Source organism: Pseudostreptobacillus hongkongensis (assembly GCF_001559795.1).
Classification (GTDB): Bacteria; Fusobacteriota; Fusobacteriia; order Fusobacteriales; family Leptotrichiaceae; genus Pseudostreptobacillus; species Pseudostreptobacillus hongkongensis.
On sequence record NZ_LOHY01000132.1, the window covers coordinates 1 to 18,518 of the forward strand.

Sequence of the window (18,518 nt, forward strand, 5' to 3'; positions counted from 1 at the left end):
TTATTCCAGAAATACAGTTTCTATTTGCCTTTAGAATATAAAATAAGTATCCTACGTGTGTTGCTAAAGTATTTGATTGGATAGAGAAAAGAATAGGGCATAAGAATTTTAAAAGATTGTTTGGAGTACTTTAAGCAGATCAAGGAAGTGAGTTTTTAAATCATGAAATAATAACAAAGATTAATTATGATTCTTATACAAGAAGATGTAAAATATTTTATTGTGAAGCAGGTAAACCGTATCAAAAAGGAAATGTTGAGAATATACATAGAATATTAAGGAGATATATACCTAAAGGGGTGGATATATCAAATTATACACAAGATGATATAAATTTCATAGTATCAAATATTAATAGTTTGTATAAACCTAAATATAAAAATAAATCCCCTATAGAGCTATTTAAAGAAAGATTTTCAAAAGTCATTCTTGACAAATTATCTATAGAGGAAATAGCTTGTGAAGATATAATAGTTACAAGCTATCACAAAATATCAAAAATATGATAGCATATTTTGAAAGAAAATAAAATATGATTTTGTGCATTTGGGGTTTACAAAAAAAATTAATTTAAAAATTTTGTGCATTTTAAACTTTACACTCCAATTTTTTATAAAAGTATTGACTTTTAATATTAATTGTGGTATATTGTATACATACAAGATAAAAAAATAACTTTAAATGGAGGTAGTCATGGTTAAAGACCTAGAAAGTTTAAGAGAGATGATGGGTAGAGTTAGAAAAGCTCAAGAAAAATATTCAACATATACTCAAGAACAAGTAGATAAAATTTTTAGAAAAGTTGCTCAAACTATAAATGATGAAAGAATTTTACTAGCTACAATGGCAGTAGAAGAAACTGGTATGGGGCTTATAGAAGATAAGGTTATTAAAAATCACTTCGCATCAGAATATATATATAATAAATATAAAGATGAAAAAACTTGTGGTGTTTTAGAAGAAGATAAATCATATGGTGTTAAGAAAGTTGCAACACCTATAGGAGTTATTGCAGGAGTTATACCAACAACAAATCCTACATCAACAGCTATATTTAAAATATTACTTGCATTAAAAACAAGAAATGCAATTATAATATCACCACACCCAAGAGCAAAAAATTCAACTATCTATGCTGCAAAACTAGCTTTAGAAGTTGCTAAAAAATATGGAGCACCAGATGATATAATTTCATGGATAGATGAACCAAGTATGGAACTTTCTAGAGAATTAATGGCTGAAGTTGACTTAATTCTTGCAACTGGAGGTCCTGGAATGGTTAAGAGTGCTTATTCATCAGGAACACCAGCTATAGGGGTTGGAGCAGGAAATACTCCAGTAATTATAGATGAAACTGCAGATGTTAAGATGACAGTAAACTACATTTTATTATCAAAAACATTTGATAATGGAGTAATTTGTGCATCAGAACAAGCTGTAATATTACCTGAATCTAAATATGATGTAATAAGAAAAGAATTCTTAGATAGAGGAGCATATATCTTAGGTAAAGATGAAATTCAAAAAGTAAGAGATGTAATGTTTGTTAATGGAGCATTAAATGCTGATATAGTAGGACAAAGTGCTTATAAAATAGCTAAAATGGCAGGACTTAATATACCTGAAAGTTCAAGAGTATTAATAGGAGAAGTTGAAGATTATACTGAAGCTGAAGCATTTGCTCATGAAAAATTATCACCAATTCTAGCTATGTATAAAGCAAAAGACTTTAATGAACAAATGGATATAGCTAAAGCTTTAGTAGAGCTTGGAGGACTTGGACATACTTCTTGTATATATATAGATCTTGCAGAACAAGAAAAAATAGATAAATTTGGTAGAGAAATGAAAACTGGAAGAACTCTAGTAAATATGCCAGCATCTCTAGGAGCAATAGGAGATGTATTTAACTTTAAACTTGAACCATCATTAACACTTGGTTGTGGATCATGGGGAGGAAACTCTGTTTCTGAAAATGTTGGAGTTAAACACTTATTAAATGTAAAAACAGTTGCAGAAAGAAGGGAAAATATGTTATGGTTTAAAGTTCCTGAAAAAGTATACTTTAAATATGGTTCATTACCTGTTGCCTTAGAAGAATTAAAAGGAGAACATAAAAAAGCATTTATAGTAACAGATTCAACACTTGCTGAACTTGGATATACTAACCATGTTACAAAAGTATTAGATGAAATTGGTGTAGATTATAGAATATTCTCATCAGTTGGAGTAGATCCTACATTAAGTTCAACTGAAGCAGGGGCTGCTGCAATGCGTGAATATCAACCAGATGTAATTATTGCATTAGGTGGAGGATCTGCGATGGATGCTGCTAAGATTATGTGGGTTCTATATGAATATCCAAATATTAGATTTAAAGATTTAGCAATGAGATTTATGGATATACGTAAGAGAATATTCGCATTCCCTAAAATGGGTATAAAAGCTAAATTTATAGCTGTAGCAACTTCAGCAGGAACTGGATCAGAAGTAACACCATTCTCAGTTATAACTGATGATGCAACAGGAGTTAAATATCCTTTAGCTGATTATGAATTAACACCAGATGTAGCTATAAATGATCCAGAATTAATGTTGACTATGCCAAAAGGGTTAACAGTTGCATCAGGTATAGATGTATTTACACATGCTATTGAATCATATGTATCAATACTTGCAACAGAGTACACTAAACCTTATTCATTAGAAGCTATGAAAATAGTATTACAATGGTTACCTGAATCTGTTGAAGGTGGAGCAAGTGCAAGAAAAGCTAAAGAAAAAATGGCTAATGCATCTTGTATAGCAGGTATGGCATTTGCTAATGCATTCTTAGGTATTTGTCACTCACTTGCACATAAATTAGGAGGAAAATTCCATGTTCCACATGGTATTGCGAATGCTTTATTATTAGAAGAAGTAATTAGATTTAATGCTGAAGATGCACCAACTAAGATGGGAGTATTCCCTCAATATAGATATCCTGATGCAATCAATAGATACGCAAAAGCAGCTGATTTCTTAGGATTAACTAAACCTGGACAAAGTAGAGAAGAAAAAGTTGAAGAATTTATTAAAGCATTAAATGAATTAAAAGATAAGATAGGAATACCTAGAAGTATAAAAGAATGGGGAGTACCTGAAAAAGATTTCTTAGAAGCAGTTGATGAATTAGCTGTAGATGCATTTGATGATCAATGTACACCAGCTAATCCAAGATATCCATTAATTTCTGAATTAAAAGAAATTTACTTAAAATCTTATTATGGAAGAGAAGAGTATGATAAAAAGTATGGAAATAAAAAAGATAAGAAAAGTAAAAAATAGTAATTAATATGAAATAGGGGCTGTTGCAATAAAAAATAGCTCTAACTAGAAAAAAGAGTAGAAAATTAGAAATTAAAGAATCTAAATTCTACTCTTTTTAAATATCAAAAAACATAGTGCATAGAAATATTAAAAAATAGAAGGTGTCACCTTCTATTTTTTAATGGTATTTATAAAGATCAATTAATAAACAGTATTTATTATGTTAAGTATATCATCTACATTAGAACTTCTTTTAAGTATATCTATTTTATTTTTATCTATAATATTACGTGATATTGACATTAATATATCTATGTGTAAATTTTCATAGCTGGGTTTAACTAAAACAGCAAAAATATATTTAACTTTATCATTATTTTTATTCCATACGATAGAATTTTTAAGTCTTGCAAAAACTATAGTATTTTCTAAAACTTTAGAACTTTTTAAATGGGGAATTGCAAAGTGACTTCCTAAAAATGTTGCTACTTCATTTTCTCTTTTATCAAATTTATAAAGAATTCTTTGAGGATTTTCAATTCTTTCCAATTTAAGTAATTCATTAGTAACATATTCGAAAAATTGATTTTTGTTTTCTACTTCTAAATTGTCAAAGAAAACTGTTTTGTCACATAATTTTATAGACATAATAATCACTCCCAAAAATTTATATATTTCCTAATATATTATACCTTGAAAATTAATAAGGTCAAATTTTTTTTATAATACAAAAAGTTAAGTTATTTTAATTACTTGCAAGTGTGCTTTTTTATTAATTTTATAAATATAATAGTTTGTATAAAAAGTTTGATAAACTATAACAAAGTATTTTTGAAACATCTAGAATTCTTTTAAATAATAGCTTTTAAGGTAATTAATTTTGATTGACAAATTATTTTTTTTGATGTAATATATTAAATGAAAAGTGAAAAGGAGGAGAACTAATGAAAAAATTAGGAAGTTTAATCTTAGGATTAATGCTAATGTTTTTAGTATTTTCTTGTGGAGCTAAAAAAGAAGAAACTGCAGAAAATACAGAGATGAAAAAAATTAAAGTTACTACAACTTTAAATTACTATGCAGATTTATTAAATCAAATTGGGGGAGACAAAGTAGAAATTACAGGTCTTATGAAAGAGGGAGAAGATCCACATCTTTATGTTGCTACAGCAAGTGATGTAGAAAAACTTGAAAGTGCAGATCTAGTTGTTTATGGTGGATTACATCTTGAAGGTAAGATGGTTGAAATTTTTGATAACTTAAAAGGTAAAGAAGTGTTAAATTTAGGGGAGCAACTTGACCCTTCTAAATTAACTAAAGTATCAGATTCAGTTTATGATCCACATGTTTGGTTCAATACTGAATTCTGGAGCATACAAGCTAAAGCTGTTGCTGAAAAATTATCAGCTTTAGACCCAGCTAATAAAGATTTCTATATGACTAACTTAGATAATTATCTAAAAGAAGTTAAGGAAGCTACAGAATATATTCAAGCTAGAATTAATGAAATTCCTGAAGGACAAAGATACTTAGTTACAGCACATGATGCTTTTGGATATTTCTCAGATCAATTTGGATTAACAGTTAAAGCTATACAAGGTGTTTCTACAGATTCAGAAATAGGAACAAAAGAAATTAATGATCTTGCTAATTTTATAGTTGAACACAATGTTAAAGCTATATTTGTTGAAAGTTCAGTTAACCATAAGAGTATAGAATCATTACAAGAAGCTGTTCGTGCTAAAGGTGGAGATGTTAAAATAGGTGGAGAACTTTATTCTGATTCAATGGGAGATAAAGAACGTAACACAGATACATATATTAAAACAATAAAAGCTAATGCTGATATTATCGCGGAGGCTTTAAAGTAGGAGAAAAAAATGAATGCTATTGAAATAAAAAATTTAACGGTTGCTTATGATGAAAAACCAGTTTTAGAAAATTTAAGTTTAAATATAGGAAAAGGTCAAATATGGGCAGTAATAGGTCCTAATGGAGCTGGTAAATCAACACTAATTAAAACAATACTAGAATTTTTAAAACCAATAGTTGGTGACATTAAAGTAAACGGAGAAAAATACGCTAAGATGCGTAAAAAAATAGCATATGTTCCACAAAGGGGAAGTGTCGATTGGGACTTCCCCACTACTTTATTTGATGTAGTAGAAATGGGATCATATGGTAGGGTAGGATTTTTAAAAAGGGTTTCTAAAGAAGAAAAAGTTAGAGTAATTGAAGCAATAAAGCAAGTTGATATGTTAGAATTTAAAGATAGACAGATATCTGAACTATCTGGAGGACAACAACAAAGAGTTTTCTTAGCAAGAGCTTTATTACAAGATGCAGAAATTTATTTAATGGATGAGCCTTTCCAAGGGGTAGATTCTAAAACAGAAAAATCTATAGTACAAATATTAAAAAAATTAAGAGATGAAGGAAAAACTGTTGTTGTAGTTCATCATGATTTAAAAAGTGTACCAGAATATTTTGATTATGTAGCTATGGTAAATAAATCAGTTGTAGTTTCAGGTAAGATAGAAGATGTATTTACTCCTGAAAATATAGATAAAACATATAAGAAGAATATGGATTAATTATGAAAGAAATATTAATTTTATTATCAGATAGTTACACTTTTAAAATAGTAATGTTAGGTTGTTCTTTACTTGGAATTTTAAGTGCAGTAGTGGGAACTTTTGCTGTATTAAAAAAAGAAAGCCTTTTAGGTGATGGTATATCACATGCATCTCTTGCAGGTATATGTCTTGCATTTTTAATCACAAAACAAAAAGAAACAGTATTTTTATTAATTGGAGCTTTTTTAATAGGAATCTGTTGTGTTTACTTAATTCATTATATAGGTGTTAAGTCAAAGGTTAAATTTGATAGTGCAATAGCACTTATATTATCTACTTTTTTTGGTTTAGGTTTGGTTTTATTAACTTATTTAAAAAAAATACCTGGAGCAAAAAAAGCAGGGTTAAATAAATTTATATTTGGTCAAGCATCTACTCTTGTATTAAAAGATATTTATTTAATAATAGTAGTAGGAGTATTTTTGCTTTATTTAGTAGTAATATTTTGGAAAGAACTTAAGGTAAGTTTATTTGATAAAAATTATGCAAAAACAGTAGGAATCAATAGTGATGCTATTAGATTTTTAATATCAGCTATGATAACTATTAATGTAATTATAGGTATACAAATAACAGGAGTTGTTTTAATGACAGCTATGCTTGTAGCACCTGCTGTTGCTGCAAGACAATGGAGTAATAAGTTATATATAGTTGTAATGTTAGCAGCTATATTTGGAGGAATTTCAGGATTTATAGGAACGGCTATATCAAGCATACAAGTTCAACTTCCAACAGGACCATTAATAGTTTTAAGTCTTAGTATATTTGTTATAATAAGCATGCTATTTGCACCACGTCGTGGACTAATAGCAAGAAGTTATAGAAGTTATGTAAGAAATAAAGAAATTATTAGGAAATATAAGGAAGGTGATTATAATGAGTTCTAGTTTAGTTATTCAAATTATTGCAATACTTATATCAACTTCTTGTTCTGTATTAGGTGTTTTTCTGGTTTTAAAGAATATGAGTATGTTAACAGATGCTATAACACATACTGTACTTTTGGGAATAGTTTTAGCTTTCTTTATATCAGGTAATTTAAATTCACCTTTATTTATAGTTGGAGCATCTCTTATTGGTCTTGTTACAGTTTATCTTGTAGAATTGCTAGTAAATACTAGACTTGTACATGAAGATGCAGCTATTGCTATAGTTATGTCATTTTTATTCAGTGTAGCTATAGTTTTAATATCAAGATACACTGCAAATATTCATTTAGATACAGATAGTGTTTTACTTGGAGAAATAGCATTTACACCATTTAATAAGACAAATATATTTGGTTATGAAATTGCTGTTGCTATAGTAAAATCATTTGTAGTTTTAATTATAAATGTTTTATTTGTAATTATATTCTTTAAAGAATTAAAAATATCAGTATTTGATAGAGCACTTGCAGCAAGTCTTGGTATGTATCCAGTTTTAATGCATTACTTACTAATGACTTTAGTGTCAGTTACATCAGTTGTATCATTTGAAGCTGTAGGATCAATTCTACTTATATCATTTATGATAGGACCACCAGTAACAGCTTATCTTTTATCAAAAAGTTTAAGAAAAATGATGCTATTAAGTATTATTTTTGGTGCAATTTCTTCAATTTTAGGTTATAATATTGCTATAATATTAGATGTTTCTATAGCAGGAAGTATTTCTGTTGTTATAGGTATAGTATTTATAATAGTATTTTTATTGAAGAAGGTGTTTAAATTTGATTTTAGATTACGTAAGATGGAGAAGTGATTTAACATTCGAAGAAAGAGAATTTAATAATATAGATGCATTAGTTATAGCTCGTATTTCATATATGTATTTTGATGAAGTATTTAAAGAAAATGAAAAAGAACTTAATATATCTGAAGTTTTAAAAAGATATGTAAATACTAAGAATATAGAGCAAAAAACAATGTGGTTACCGGATATTGAACTTGCTAAACTTTTGATGAAATCTAAAAGATATATGAATTTAGTAGTTAGTGATTATTTAAATGTAATTGATAATACAAAAGAAAAACAATTTGCAGCTTTAACTATTACTGTTAATGAAAAAACTAAAATTGTATCATTTAGAGGTACAGATAATACAGTAATTGGTTGGAAAGAAGATTTTAATCTTAGTTTTGAAGATAATATTCCTGCACAAAGATCATCTGTTAAGTATTTAAATAGAATAATGGAAGAAAGTAAAGGGGATATAATAACTATAGGTCATTCAAAAGGTGGTAATTTAGCCATATATTCTTCTATATTTATAGATGATAAGTATAGAGATAGAATTAAGAGTATATATAATTTTGATGGCCCAGGATTTAACACTAAAATTCTTAATGATAAAAGGTATTTAGAAATAACGGATAGAATTAAAACTTTTATTCCTGAAGATGCTATAGTTGGAATAATTATGAATAGAAATGAAAATTATATGGTTGTTAAAAGTAGTGCAGATTCTATAATGCAACATGATATTTATTCATGGGAACTTGAGATAAGTGATTTTAAATATTTAGAAAATTTATCCAAAAACAGTATATTATTAGGTAAGAGTATTGCAAGTTGGTTAAATAATATAGATATAGATGAAAGAAAAAAGTTTGTTGATTTATTATTTGATGGACTTACAGAATCTAGTTTAAATTTAAATGAAATTGGTAAAAATATTTCACTTATAGGAAAGGTTTTGTATAAAAGTATAACAGAACCAGATATTAGAGATATGTTAAGTAAGACTATGAAAATAGTTTATGATGTATATACATCAGAAAAATAGAATAATACTAAGAATATATAATAAAAAAGTGGGTTATGCCCACTTTTTACTATATTTCATTTTTTGAATGACCTGTTTTAATTAATGCATCTAAGTTTTCATAAGTTGTTTCTATCATATTAGTAACAGCTTCATCAGTGAATGAACCTAAATGAGGTGTTAATAAAACTTTAGGATATAGATTTACTAATTTTTCAAAGTTTTCATTAGGAATTTGTTTACCTGTGAAATCTTTAAAGAATAGTTCAGATTCATTTTCTAAAGTATCAATACCTGCACCAGCTAAATGACCACTTTCTATAGCTTCTATAACAGCAGCTGTATCCATAGTTTCACCACGACCAGTGTTAATTAAAATTGAATCTTTTTTCATTTTAGATAAGAATTCTTTAGTAACTAATTTACCTTGTTCTTTTATAAATGGAACATGTAATGAAATTATGTCACTTTCTCTTATTAAAGTTTCAAGCTCAACTTGAGTTAAAACATCTTCTACATTATCTTTTTTAAATAAGTCATATCCAAGAACTTCAGCACCTAAACCTTTAAATAATTTAGCTGCAGTAAATCCGATTTTACCAAGTCCTATTATACCAACTTTACATTTTCTAATTTCTCTTGAGAACATTGAAGATAATACTCTAAAATCCCCTTTAGATGCATTTGATGTCATAAGAGCAGTATTTCTTAAAAGCATCATAGCAAGTGTAACAGCAAGTTCAGCTATTGCATTAGGTGAATAAAATGGTACATAAGCCATTTTGAAACCTAAACTTCTTGCATAAGTTGTATCTATGTGATTTACCCCAACTGTTCTAGTTAAAATATATTTAACACCAGCTTCTTTATAAGTATCTAAATTTTCTTTTGTTGCCCAACAATTACCTCTTAATATAACTGCATCATAACCATTTGCTAATTTCGCAGTTTCAGGAGTATTTAGATACTCAGGGATACAAGTAATATCAAAACCAAATTTTTCGTTTAGTTCGTAAAAGAATTTTTCTTCAACATCTCTTACACCATAACATAAAACTTTCATAAATATCCTTCTTTCTATATTATGCTACAGGAACAAACCCATTTGTAATTGCAAGTATTATTATCCAGCAGATTATAGCAAATATTGCAAGTACTGTATTAACTAATGAAATATTTGAAGCAAGAACAGCTTCTTTTTCAAATTTGATTGCATAAGCAACTGCAACTGTTGCAGGTGGTGTAGCAAGCATAATTATAATAGCAGCGATAGCTTCGTATTCAAAATGAATTCCTAAAGAATTTAATATTACTAATATTGCAAAGAATATTGCTGGTATTAATATTAATTTAAAGAATGCATAAACTAAAGATAATTTATCATTTAATGCTTCTTTTAATGAAATAGATGCTAAAGTCATACCTATTGCAAGCCATGCAAGTGGTGAAGATAAGTCACCTAAGTATTTTAATCCTTTAAATACCCAAGGAAGAGTTTTGTCTATTCTAAATACAGAGACCATTTTAGCTGCTGATTCTTGAGTTTTAGGATCTTTAACCATTACTGAAACTTGTGGCATGTATGCTTGGAATGCCCATAAGATTAATCCTAAGAATGTAGCTATAATTATTGGATTAGCAAATATTTGTTTTAAATTTTTTCTGTCAAATTTAGTACCACTCATAACTATTAAAGCGAATGAATATAGGAATACTCTATAAGCTATATTAAATATATTTGCATAAAGAGTTCCTGTTGCACCGAATAATCCATTAATTATAGGTATACCGAAGAAAGTTGTTGATCCAAATGCAGTTAAAACTACTAAAGTATCTTTTAAATCACCTTTCTTATTGAAATAGAATAAATATCCTAAACCTATTAAAATAACATATGCTACAAATCCAAATATTAATACATTTATTCCTGTAGTGTATGTTTCTGGTTTTATATCAGCCATAAAAGCGTTGAAAGCAAGTGCTGGTAATGCTGCACTTAGCAATATTGAACTTAATACTTTTGAAGCCTGGTCATTTACGATATTTTTCTTTCTTAGGTAGTAACCCATAAGAATAATAAAAATTGTTGAAAAAATAGCTGAAAGGAAATTTTCACTTAAAACTACTTTTAATGATTCTTGAAACATTTATACCTCCGATTAAAATTATAGTTCCTATTGATTTTATCATAAAATACTTGAAAAAACAATACTTTGAAGGTATAATTAAAAAAGGTGATAAAAATGGAAAGAAAAAAACTTACATATTTACAGTTGTTTAAAAGTTTGTTTATAATAAGTGCAGTAACATTTGGGGGTGGGTATACAATAATTCCGATAATTAAGGATGAATTTGTTACAAGAAGAAAATCTATTACAGAAGATGAAATGGTAAAAATTGTAACTCTTGCACAAAGTTTACCTGGAGTTATGACTATATCAACTTCATTTTTAACAGGTTATAGTATATTAGGTGTTGGAGGAGCAATAGTTGCAACTGTTGCATCACTTTTACCTTGTATTATGGTAATATCAGTGATTGCATTTAGTTATAAAAAGGTAATAGAAAATGTTTATGTTCAGAATGCACTTAGTGGTATAAGTGGATCAGTGGCAGCTCTTTTATTTATTACAGTATATTCTTTATTAAAAAAAGGGTTAACAGATAAAGATAGAAATTTTTATATAACTATATTTTTAATAAGTTTATTTTTAAGATATATATTTAATTTAGATATTATGTATATTATATTAATTGCAGGAGTAATTTCTTATTTATACAATAGAGGTGATAAGAATGCTTGAGTTATATTTAATATTTTTTAGAATAGGTATGTTATCCTTTGGTGGAGGTTATGTTGTACTTCCTTTAATTGAAACTTATATAGTAGCAAATTATGATTGGGTTACAAGTTCCACTATATCTGATGTTATTGCCATATCTCAGGTTACTCCTGGACCTATTGCAATAAATGCTGCAACATTTATTGGTATGATAAATAATGGTATATTGGGTGCTATAATTGCAAGTATAGGTGTAATTACACCTCAAATAATATTACTTAGTATATTTATTAAGTATATTGGGTTTGAAAGTGAATATGTAAAAAAGATTATGAAGGGTATTAACCCTGCAACTTGTGCGTTGATACTAGTTGCTACAATTACTATTTCTAAGGGTTCACTTTTAAATAAATCTGGTGGATTTGAATATAGAGCAATAATATGTTTTATTTTAACTTTTGTTCTTACAAGGTATAAGATAAATATGATTTATATCATTGTTTTATCTGCTGTAATATCGCTATTTATATAGTTTTAGAAAACTTTTTGAAAAAAAAGTAAAAAAAATTCAAAAAAATGCTTGACGAAAAGTTATAAATATGATATTATAAATCTTGTCAGTAGATAAGACAGAAAAAAATCAAAAGTTTTGGGCCCTTCGTCTAGTGGTCAGGACATTAGGTTTTCATCCTAAAAACAGGAGTTCGATTCTCCTAGGGCCTACCAAAACATTTATGGTCGCATAGCTCAGTTGGGAGAGCACCTGCCTTACAAGCAGGGGGTCACAGGTTCAAGTCCTGTTGTGACCACCATTTATGGAGGTGTAGCTCAGTTGGTTAGAGTGCTTGCCTGTCACGCAAGATGTCGCGAGTTCGAGTCTCGTCACTTCCGCCATTTTATTTGACAATTGAATATTAATTTTTGCCGCTTTAGCTCACTAGGTAGAGCAGCTGACTTGTAATCAGCAGGTAACTGGTTCGAATCCGGTAAGCGGCACCATGTGGCGAGATACCCGAGTGGCCAAAGGGAGCAGACTGTAAATCTGCCGGCTCAGCCTTCGAAGGTTCGAATCCTTCTCTCGCCACCATTTTTTTTATACTTAGGAGGATATGAGATGGTTAGAAAGTTAAAAGGAGCTTCAAATAGTAATAGCCAATCAGATATTATAAAAAGAGCACAAGTTATGCAAGAAAGAATGCTAGCTATTCAAGAAGAATTAAAAGACAAATTCGTTGAAGAATCAGTTGCAGGTGGAGCAGTTGTTGTAAAAGCTAATGGACAAAAAGATATAGTAGATTTAGTTATATCTAAAGATATAGTAGCTGATGCAGTAGAAGATACATCTGAATTAACTTCATTAATTTTATCAGCAATAAACGGAGCTATGAACAAAGCAGAAGAATTAGCTGAAAAAGAAATGAGCGTTGTAACAGGTGGAGTAAGCATCCCAGGATTATTTTAATAATTAATAAGATATATATAAGTCATCGTAAAGATGACTTTTTGTTTAAATATAATTTGAAAGGAAGTTTAAAATGATAAATGCAGTTATAAAAACAAATAAAGGGGATATTAATTTAAGATTGATGGAAGATGTTGCACCTGCAACAGTTATAAATTTTGTTCTACTTGCAAATAGTGGATACTATAATGGTTTGAAATTTCATAGAGTTATTAATGATTTTATGATACAAGGTGGAGATCCAACAGGAACAGGTATGGGTGGTCCTGGTTATCAATTTGGTGATGAATTTAAAAAAGGTGTTACTTTTGATAGAAAAGGATTATTAGCGATGGCAAATTCTGGACCAAATACTAATGGATCGCAATTTTTCATAACACATGTTCCTACAGAATGGTTAAATTATAGACATACTATATTTGGAGAAGTATTAAGTGAGGAAGATCAAAAAGTAGTTGATAGTATAGCTCAAGATGATATTATGACAGAAATTAGAATATCTGGTGATGTAGAAAAATTATTTGAAGAGAATAAAGAATTTTATACAGGACTTAAAGATTTTTTAGATAAAAAATAAGAATGTAGATAGGTTTAAAAATTAGACCTATCTATTTTTTTACTTTTATTGTTTTTAGTGACTATTTATGATATAATTTTAATTAGTAATATGGAAAGGTAGTGATATAATGAGGAAGCTTAAAAATAATGATAAAGTAGAAAAAGTTACAGAAGTTTTAGATCCTATAGAAGAAAAAGAATCTATATACACTAAAATAATATTGTTGGTATCATTTCTCGTCCCGTTTTTTGGGATATATTTCATATATTTTTTTCATATTAAATTACCAAAAAGAACAAGATTTATTATGTGTCAGATATTAAATAAAAATATTACAATGGTACTTGTGTATTTAGCTATTTTAACTAGTGCACGTACAATTTATGCAAATACTGAGGATATAAGTATATTTCAAAAAAGTTTTTCAATAGCTTTATTTCTTTTGCTTGCATCAATTTTATTTCAATTAATAAAAACATATTACTGGTTAAAAGGTAAGGATGTTAAATATAAATATATATTAAAACTATTTAGGGAGGAATATTAAAATGAATGATAAATATAATCCGCTTGATATAGAACAAAAGTGGTATAAAAGGTGGGAAGAAAAGGGATATTTTAGAGTAGAAAAAGATGCTCAAAAACCTGCTTATACTATAGTAATACCACCACCTAACGTAACTGGTGTTTTACATATGGGGCATGTATTAAATAATACTATTCAAGATGTTGTTATTAGATATAAAAGAATGTCTGGGTTTGATACTTTATGGCAAACAGGAACAGATCATGCAGGAATTGCAACACAAAATGTTGTTGAAAAAATGCTTGCTAAAGATGGGTTAAGAAAAGAAGATTTGGGAAGAGAAAAATTCATAGAAAAAGTTTGGGAATGGAAAGAAAAATATGGTAATATAATTACCACTCAACAAAGAAGAATAGGTAATTCTGTTGATTGGGAAAGAGAAAGATTTACTATGGATGAAGGACTTTCTGAAGCAGTTAAAGAAGTATTTGTTACTTTATATAATCAAGGACTAATATATAAAGGGGAATATATGGTTAACTGGTGTCCTAGATGTCAAACAGCACTTGCTGATGATGAAATAGAACATCAAGATAAAGAAGGAAATATATGGGAAATAAAATATCCTGTTAAAGATAGTGATGAATTTTTAGTTGTTGCAACAACACGTCCTGAAACTATGTTAGGTGATACAGGAGTTGCTGTAAATCCTGAAGATGAAAGATATTCTAAATTTATAGGCAAAACAGTTATATTACCTTTAGTAAATAGAGAAATACCAGTTGTAGCTGATAGTTATGTAGATATGGAATTTGGAACAGGTGTTGTTAAAATGACACCAGCTCATGACCCTAATGACTTTGAAGTTTCAAAAAGAACAGGACTTGAAATATTAAATATATTTACACCTGATGCTAAGATTAATTCAAATGGTGGTAAATATGAAGGTCTTGATAGATTTGAAGCAAGAAAAGTAATAGTTAAAGATTTAGAAGAACAAGGATATTTAGTATCAATTAAAAAACATAATCATGCTGTAGGTCACTGTTATCGTTGCCATACAGTTATAGAACCAAGAATATCTGATCAATGGTTTGTTAAAATGAAACCACTTGCTGAAAGAGCATTAGAAGTTGTTAAAAATGGAGAAATTAAATTAACACCTAAGAGAATGGAAAATATATATTACAGTTGGCTTGAAAATATTCGTGATTGGACTATTTCAAGACAAATATGGTGGGGACATAGAATACCAGCGTATTACACACCTAATGATGATTTAATAGTTGCTAAAAGTCGTGAAGAAGCAGAAAAAATATGTCTTGAAAAATATGGACAAGTTTATGATTTAAGAGAAGAAACAGATGTTTTAGATACTTGGTTTTCATCTGCACTTTGGCCGTTTTCAACTATGGGTTGGCCTGAAAGAACATTTGAACTTGAAAGATACTTCCCAGGTGATTTACTTGTAACAGGTGCAGATATAATATTCTTCTGGGTAGCTCGTATGATAATGATGAGTTTACATTTTGAAAATAAGGTTCCATTTAAGGAAGTATATTTTACAGGAATAATAAGAGATGAAATAGGAAGAAAAATGTCTAAGTCTTTAGGTAATGCTCCTGATACTTTAGGTATACTTGATAAATATGGGGCTGATGCAGTAAGATTTAGTTTAATGTATAATACATCTCAAGGACAAGATATACTATTTTCTGAAAAATTATTAGAAATGGGTTCTAATTTTGCAAATAAAATATGGAATGCTTCAAAATTTGTTTTATCAAATCTTGAAGGATTTAAAGAAGATATCTCTATAATGGATCTTGATTTTAAATTAGAAGATCAATGGATATTATCTAAATTACAACTTACAGCTAAGAAATTTAATGAAGAAATGGAAGAATATAATATAGATACTTGTGCTAAACTTTCTTATGAATTCTTCAGAAATGATTTCTGTGATTGGTATTTAGAAATTGCAAAAACAAGAATTTATGGAATAGATGTAAATGATGCTGATAGACAAACAGCACAATGGGTTTTAAAACATATACTTGATAATGGATTAAGATTATTACATCCATTTATGCCATATATTACCGAAGAAGTATGGCAAAATATCAAACCTTATGGTGAAAGTATTATGTTAATAGATTTCCCAAGAGAAGATAAGGCTTTAATTAATAAGCAAAGTTTAAATGATTTTGATTATTTAAAAGATGTAGTTTCAGCTATAAGAAACATACGTGCTGAAAATAATATATCACCAGCTAAAAAAATTAGTATTATAATAGATACTGAAGATAATAATGAAAAAGATATATTATTAAATAACCCTAAGATACTTGATAAACTTGCTAATGTAGAAAACACAGAAATACTTAAAGAATTACCTAAGATGTCAGGATTTAGAGTAGTGGGTAATACTAAAATTTATGTTTCTTTAGAAGGGCTTATTGATATAGAAAAAGAAATAGAAAAATTAAATAAAGAAATAGAAAAAGTTAAGAAGGAATTAGAAAGAACAACAAATAAATTATCTAATCCTCAGTTTGTTGAAAAAGCGCCTGCTGCTGTTTTAGAAAAAGAAAAAGCTATAGAAGCAGAACTTTTATCAAAATTACAAAAATTACAAGATAATATAGACGTATTTAAAAAATAGAAGGAGTATTATGAGATTTTCAAAGAGTTTTATTAAAACATATAAAGAAGTTCCAAAAGATGCAGAAACTGTTTCTCATAAGTTAATGTTAAGAGCTTCAATGATAAAACAATTAACTAGAGGAGTATATACATATTTACCATTAGGTTTAAGAGTTTTACAAAAAATAGAAAAAATTACTAGAGAAGAAATGAACAGAATAGGAGCGCAGGAAGTATTAATGCCTGTGCTTCAACCTGCAGATCTTTGGAAAGAATCAAAAAGATGGTTTTCATATGGGCCTGAACTTATGAGATTAAATGATAGAAATGCAAGAGATTTTGTACTAGGTCCAACTCATGAAGAAGTTATTACAGATATTTTTAGAAATACAGTTACTTCATATAAGGAACTACCTTTAAATATCTATCAAATACAAAATAAATTCAGAGATGAAAAAAGACCAAGATTTGGTCTTATGCGTGGAAGAGAATTTATCATGAAAGATGCATATAGCTTCCACATAGGCCAAAAGAGTTTAGATGAAGAATATAACAATGTAAAAGGAGCTTACTATAAAATATTTGAACGTTGCGGATTAAACTTTAGAGCAGTTGAAGCAGATACTGGTAGTATAGGTGGATCTGAAAGTCACGAATTTATGGTTTTAGCATCTAGTGGTGAAGATGATATACTTTATTCAAATGCATCTGATTATGCAGCAAATGTTGAAAAAGCTACAAGTATAATTGAGATTAAAGAAGATAATTCAGAAGAATTAGAAAAAGAATTAAAAGAAACACCAGATTGTAAAACTATAGAAGAAGTTTCAAGTTATTTAAATGTTCCTCAAGAAAAAACAGTAAAGGCATTACTTTTAAAAGAAATATTAGAAAGTGGAGAAAACAAATACTTTATTGCGATGATAAGAGGAGATCTTGATATTAATGAAGTTAAGGTTAAAAACTTAGTAAATGCTACATTAGAACTTGAAATGATGAATGAAAGTGATGTTGAAAATTTAGGTCTTAAAGCAGGATATATTTCAGGATTAAAAGATATAGAATCTATTAAAAATGGAAAAGTAAAAGTTATAGCAGATGAAACTGTTATAAAACTTAAAAACTTTGTAGCAGGAGCTAATATAGAAGGATATCACTATATTAATACTAATGTATCTGATTTACATATAGATTATGTAGGTGATATTAGAACTGCAAGAGCTGGAGATAAATCACCACGTGATGAAGGTACTCTTGAAATTGCAAGAGGAATAGAGGTAGGTCATATCTTTAAATTAGGTAAAAAATATTCAGAAGCATTAGGTGCTAAAGTATTAAATGATAAAGGTATAGCAAATGAGGTATTGATGGGTTGTTACGGTATAGGTATATCAAGAGTATCAGCAGCAGCAATTGAACAAAATAATGATGATTTTGGAATTATATGGCCAAAATCTATAGCACCTTATTTAGTTGATTTAATTTTAGTAAATAGTAAAGATGAAGTTGCTTTTGAAGTATCAGAAAAACTATATAAAGAAATGCTTTCAAATGATATAGAAGTAATATATGATGATAGAGATGAAAAAGCAGGATTTAAATTTAAAGATGCAGACTTAATAGGATTCCCTTTAAAAGTTATAGTTGGTAAGGGTGCAAAAGATGGAATAGTTGAAATAAAACATAGGGATGGATCAAAAAATCTTGAAGTAAAAATAGAGGATGTAATAAGTTATATCAAAGAGTTTGAAAGAAGTTAATGTACATTAATGGTAAACTAAAATATCAAATGCAACATTGTATGAATGTTCACCAAGCAAGAAAAATAAATCAAAACAATAAATTGTATAA

Annotated in this window: 17 protein-coding genes and 5 tRNA genes; 19 read left to right on the top strand and 3 right to left on the bottom strand. The window is 28.3% G+C overall.

The features are described 5' to 3' along the window. Positions 1-299: 299 nt before the first annotated feature. Entirely contained in the window at positions 300-506 is a 207-nt protein-coding gene (locus tag AYC59_RS06490; protein WP_066896615.1) for a hypothetical protein, read from the top strand. 187 nt (positions 507-693) lie between these two features. After that, positions 694-3,327 (top strand): bifunctional acetaldehyde-CoA/alcohol dehydrogenase, encoded by a 2,634-nt coding sequence (gene adhE, locus AYC59_RS06495; protein WP_211260033.1) that lies wholly within the window; start codon positions 694-696, stop codon positions 3,325-3,327. A gap of 183 nt (positions 3,328-3,510) precedes the next feature. Here adhE and AYC59_RS06500 read toward each other — a convergent pair whose 3' ends face one another. Beyond that, positions 3,511-3,957, bottom strand: a complete 447-nt coding sequence (locus tag AYC59_RS06500) for a PTS sugar transporter subunit IIA (protein ID WP_066896621.1) — start codon at positions 3,955-3,957, stop codon at positions 3,511-3,513. Positions 3,958-4,253: 296 nt separating this feature from the next. On the opposite strand from AYC59_RS06500, the gene AYC59_RS06505 reads away from it, so the two are divergent. From AYC59_RS06505 to AYC59_RS06525, 5 genes are read left to right on the top strand one after another with little or no spacing between them, the layout of a single operon-like run. Further along, on the top strand, positions 4,254-5,180 hold the full coding sequence (locus AYC59_RS06505; protein WP_066896624.1) for a metal ABC transporter solute-binding protein, Zn/Mn family: 927 nt from the start codon (positions 4,254-4,256) through the stop codon (positions 5,178-5,180). Between the two features lie 9 nt (positions 5,181-5,189). Then, positions 5,190-5,903: a metal ABC transporter ATP-binding protein gene (locus tag AYC59_RS06510; protein WP_066896626.1), complete on the top strand. Its 714-nt coding sequence runs from the start codon at positions 5,190-5,192 to the stop codon at positions 5,901-5,903. Between the two features lie 2 nt (positions 5,904-5,905). Then, positions 5,906-6,832: a metal ABC transporter permease gene (locus AYC59_RS06515; RefSeq protein WP_066896629.1), complete on the top strand. Its 927-nt coding sequence runs from the start codon at positions 5,906-5,908 to the stop codon at positions 6,830-6,832. Further along, positions 6,822-7,688, top strand: a complete 867-nt coding sequence (locus tag AYC59_RS06520) for a metal ABC transporter permease (protein WP_066896633.1) — start codon at positions 6,822-6,824, stop codon at positions 7,686-7,688. Before AYC59_RS06515 ends, AYC59_RS06520 begins: the two co-directional genes overlap by 11 nt. Beyond that, positions 7,657-8,712: an Mbeg1-like protein gene (locus AYC59_RS06525; RefSeq protein WP_066896636.1), complete on the top strand. Its 1,056-nt coding sequence runs from the start codon at positions 7,657-7,659 to the stop codon at positions 8,710-8,712. Before AYC59_RS06520 ends, AYC59_RS06525 begins: the two co-directional genes overlap by 32 nt. A 49-nt stretch (positions 8,713-8,761) precedes the next feature. On the opposite strand, the gene AYC59_RS06530 is transcribed toward AYC59_RS06525, so the two are convergent. Further along, positions 8,762-9,754 carry a 2-hydroxyacid dehydrogenase gene (locus tag AYC59_RS06530; RefSeq protein WP_066896638.1) on the bottom strand — a complete coding sequence of 331 codons (993 nt, stop codon included), beginning with the start codon at positions 9,752-9,754 and terminating at the stop codon, positions 8,762-8,764. A gap of 19 nt (positions 9,755-9,773) precedes the next feature. Continuing rightward, the gene (locus AYC59_RS06535; RefSeq protein ID WP_066896641.1) at positions 9,774-10,838 is read right to left on the bottom strand and encodes an AEC family transporter; all 1,065 of its coding nucleotides are present in this window, start codon (positions 10,836-10,838) and stop codon (positions 9,774-9,776) included. Between the two features lie 96 nt (positions 10,839-10,934). On the opposite strand from AYC59_RS06535, the gene AYC59_RS06540 reads away from it, so the two are divergent. The 12 genes from AYC59_RS06540 (at position 10,935) to AYC59_RS06595 (ending at position 18,427) form a co-directional block, all read left to right on the top strand. Further along, positions 10,935-11,495 (top strand): chromate transporter, encoded by a 561-nt coding sequence (locus AYC59_RS06540; protein WP_066896644.1) that lies wholly within the window; start codon positions 10,935-10,937, stop codon positions 11,493-11,495. Further along, a complete protein-coding gene (locus AYC59_RS06545) occupies positions 11,488-12,006 on the top strand; it encodes a chromate transporter (protein ID WP_066896647.1) in 519 nt (172 codons plus the stop codon). The genes AYC59_RS06540 and AYC59_RS06545 overlap by 8 nt, the downstream gene beginning before the upstream one ends. A gap of 119 nt (positions 12,007-12,125) precedes the next feature. Continuing rightward, positions 12,126-12,200 (top strand) — tRNA-Glu (locus tag AYC59_RS06550). Positions 12,201-12,210: 10 nt separating this feature from the next. Beyond that, positions 12,211-12,286: transfer RNA gene (locus tag AYC59_RS06555), tRNA-Val, on the top strand. Positions 12,287-12,291: 5 nt separating this feature from the next. After that, a tRNA-Asp gene (locus tag AYC59_RS06560) sits at positions 12,292-12,368 on the top strand. Between the two features lie 29 nt (positions 12,369-12,397). Continuing rightward, a tRNA-Thr gene (locus tag AYC59_RS06565) sits at positions 12,398-12,473 on the top strand. 3 nt (positions 12,474-12,476) lie between these two features. After that, positions 12,477-12,561: transfer RNA gene (locus AYC59_RS06570), tRNA-Tyr, on the top strand. A gap of 27 nt (positions 12,562-12,588) precedes the next feature. Beyond that, on the top strand, positions 12,589-12,936 hold the full coding sequence (locus AYC59_RS06575; RefSeq protein ID WP_066896650.1) for a YbaB/EbfC family nucleoid-associated protein: 348 nt from the start codon (positions 12,589-12,591) through the stop codon (positions 12,934-12,936). 73 nt (positions 12,937-13,009) lie between these two features. Next, complete coding sequence (locus tag AYC59_RS06580; protein WP_066896653.1) at positions 13,010-13,513, top strand: peptidylprolyl isomerase; 504 nt, start codon at positions 13,010-13,012, stop codon at positions 13,511-13,513. Positions 13,514-13,622: 109 nt separating this feature from the next. Continuing rightward, a complete protein-coding gene (locus tag AYC59_RS06585) occupies positions 13,623-14,042 on the top strand; it encodes a hypothetical protein (RefSeq protein ID WP_066896656.1) in 420 nt (139 codons plus the stop codon). Between the two features lies 1 nt (position 14,043). Further along, a complete protein-coding gene (locus tag AYC59_RS06590) occupies positions 14,044-16,686 on the top strand; it encodes a valine--tRNA ligase (RefSeq protein WP_066896659.1) in 2,643 nt (880 codons plus the stop codon). Between the two features lie 10 nt (positions 16,687-16,696). Beyond that, positions 16,697-18,427 carry a proline--tRNA ligase gene (locus AYC59_RS06595; RefSeq protein WP_066896662.1) on the top strand — a complete coding sequence of 577 codons (1,731 nt, stop codon included), beginning with the start codon at positions 16,697-16,699 and terminating at the stop codon, positions 18,425-18,427. The last annotated feature ends 91 nt before the right edge of the window (positions 18,428-18,518 follow it).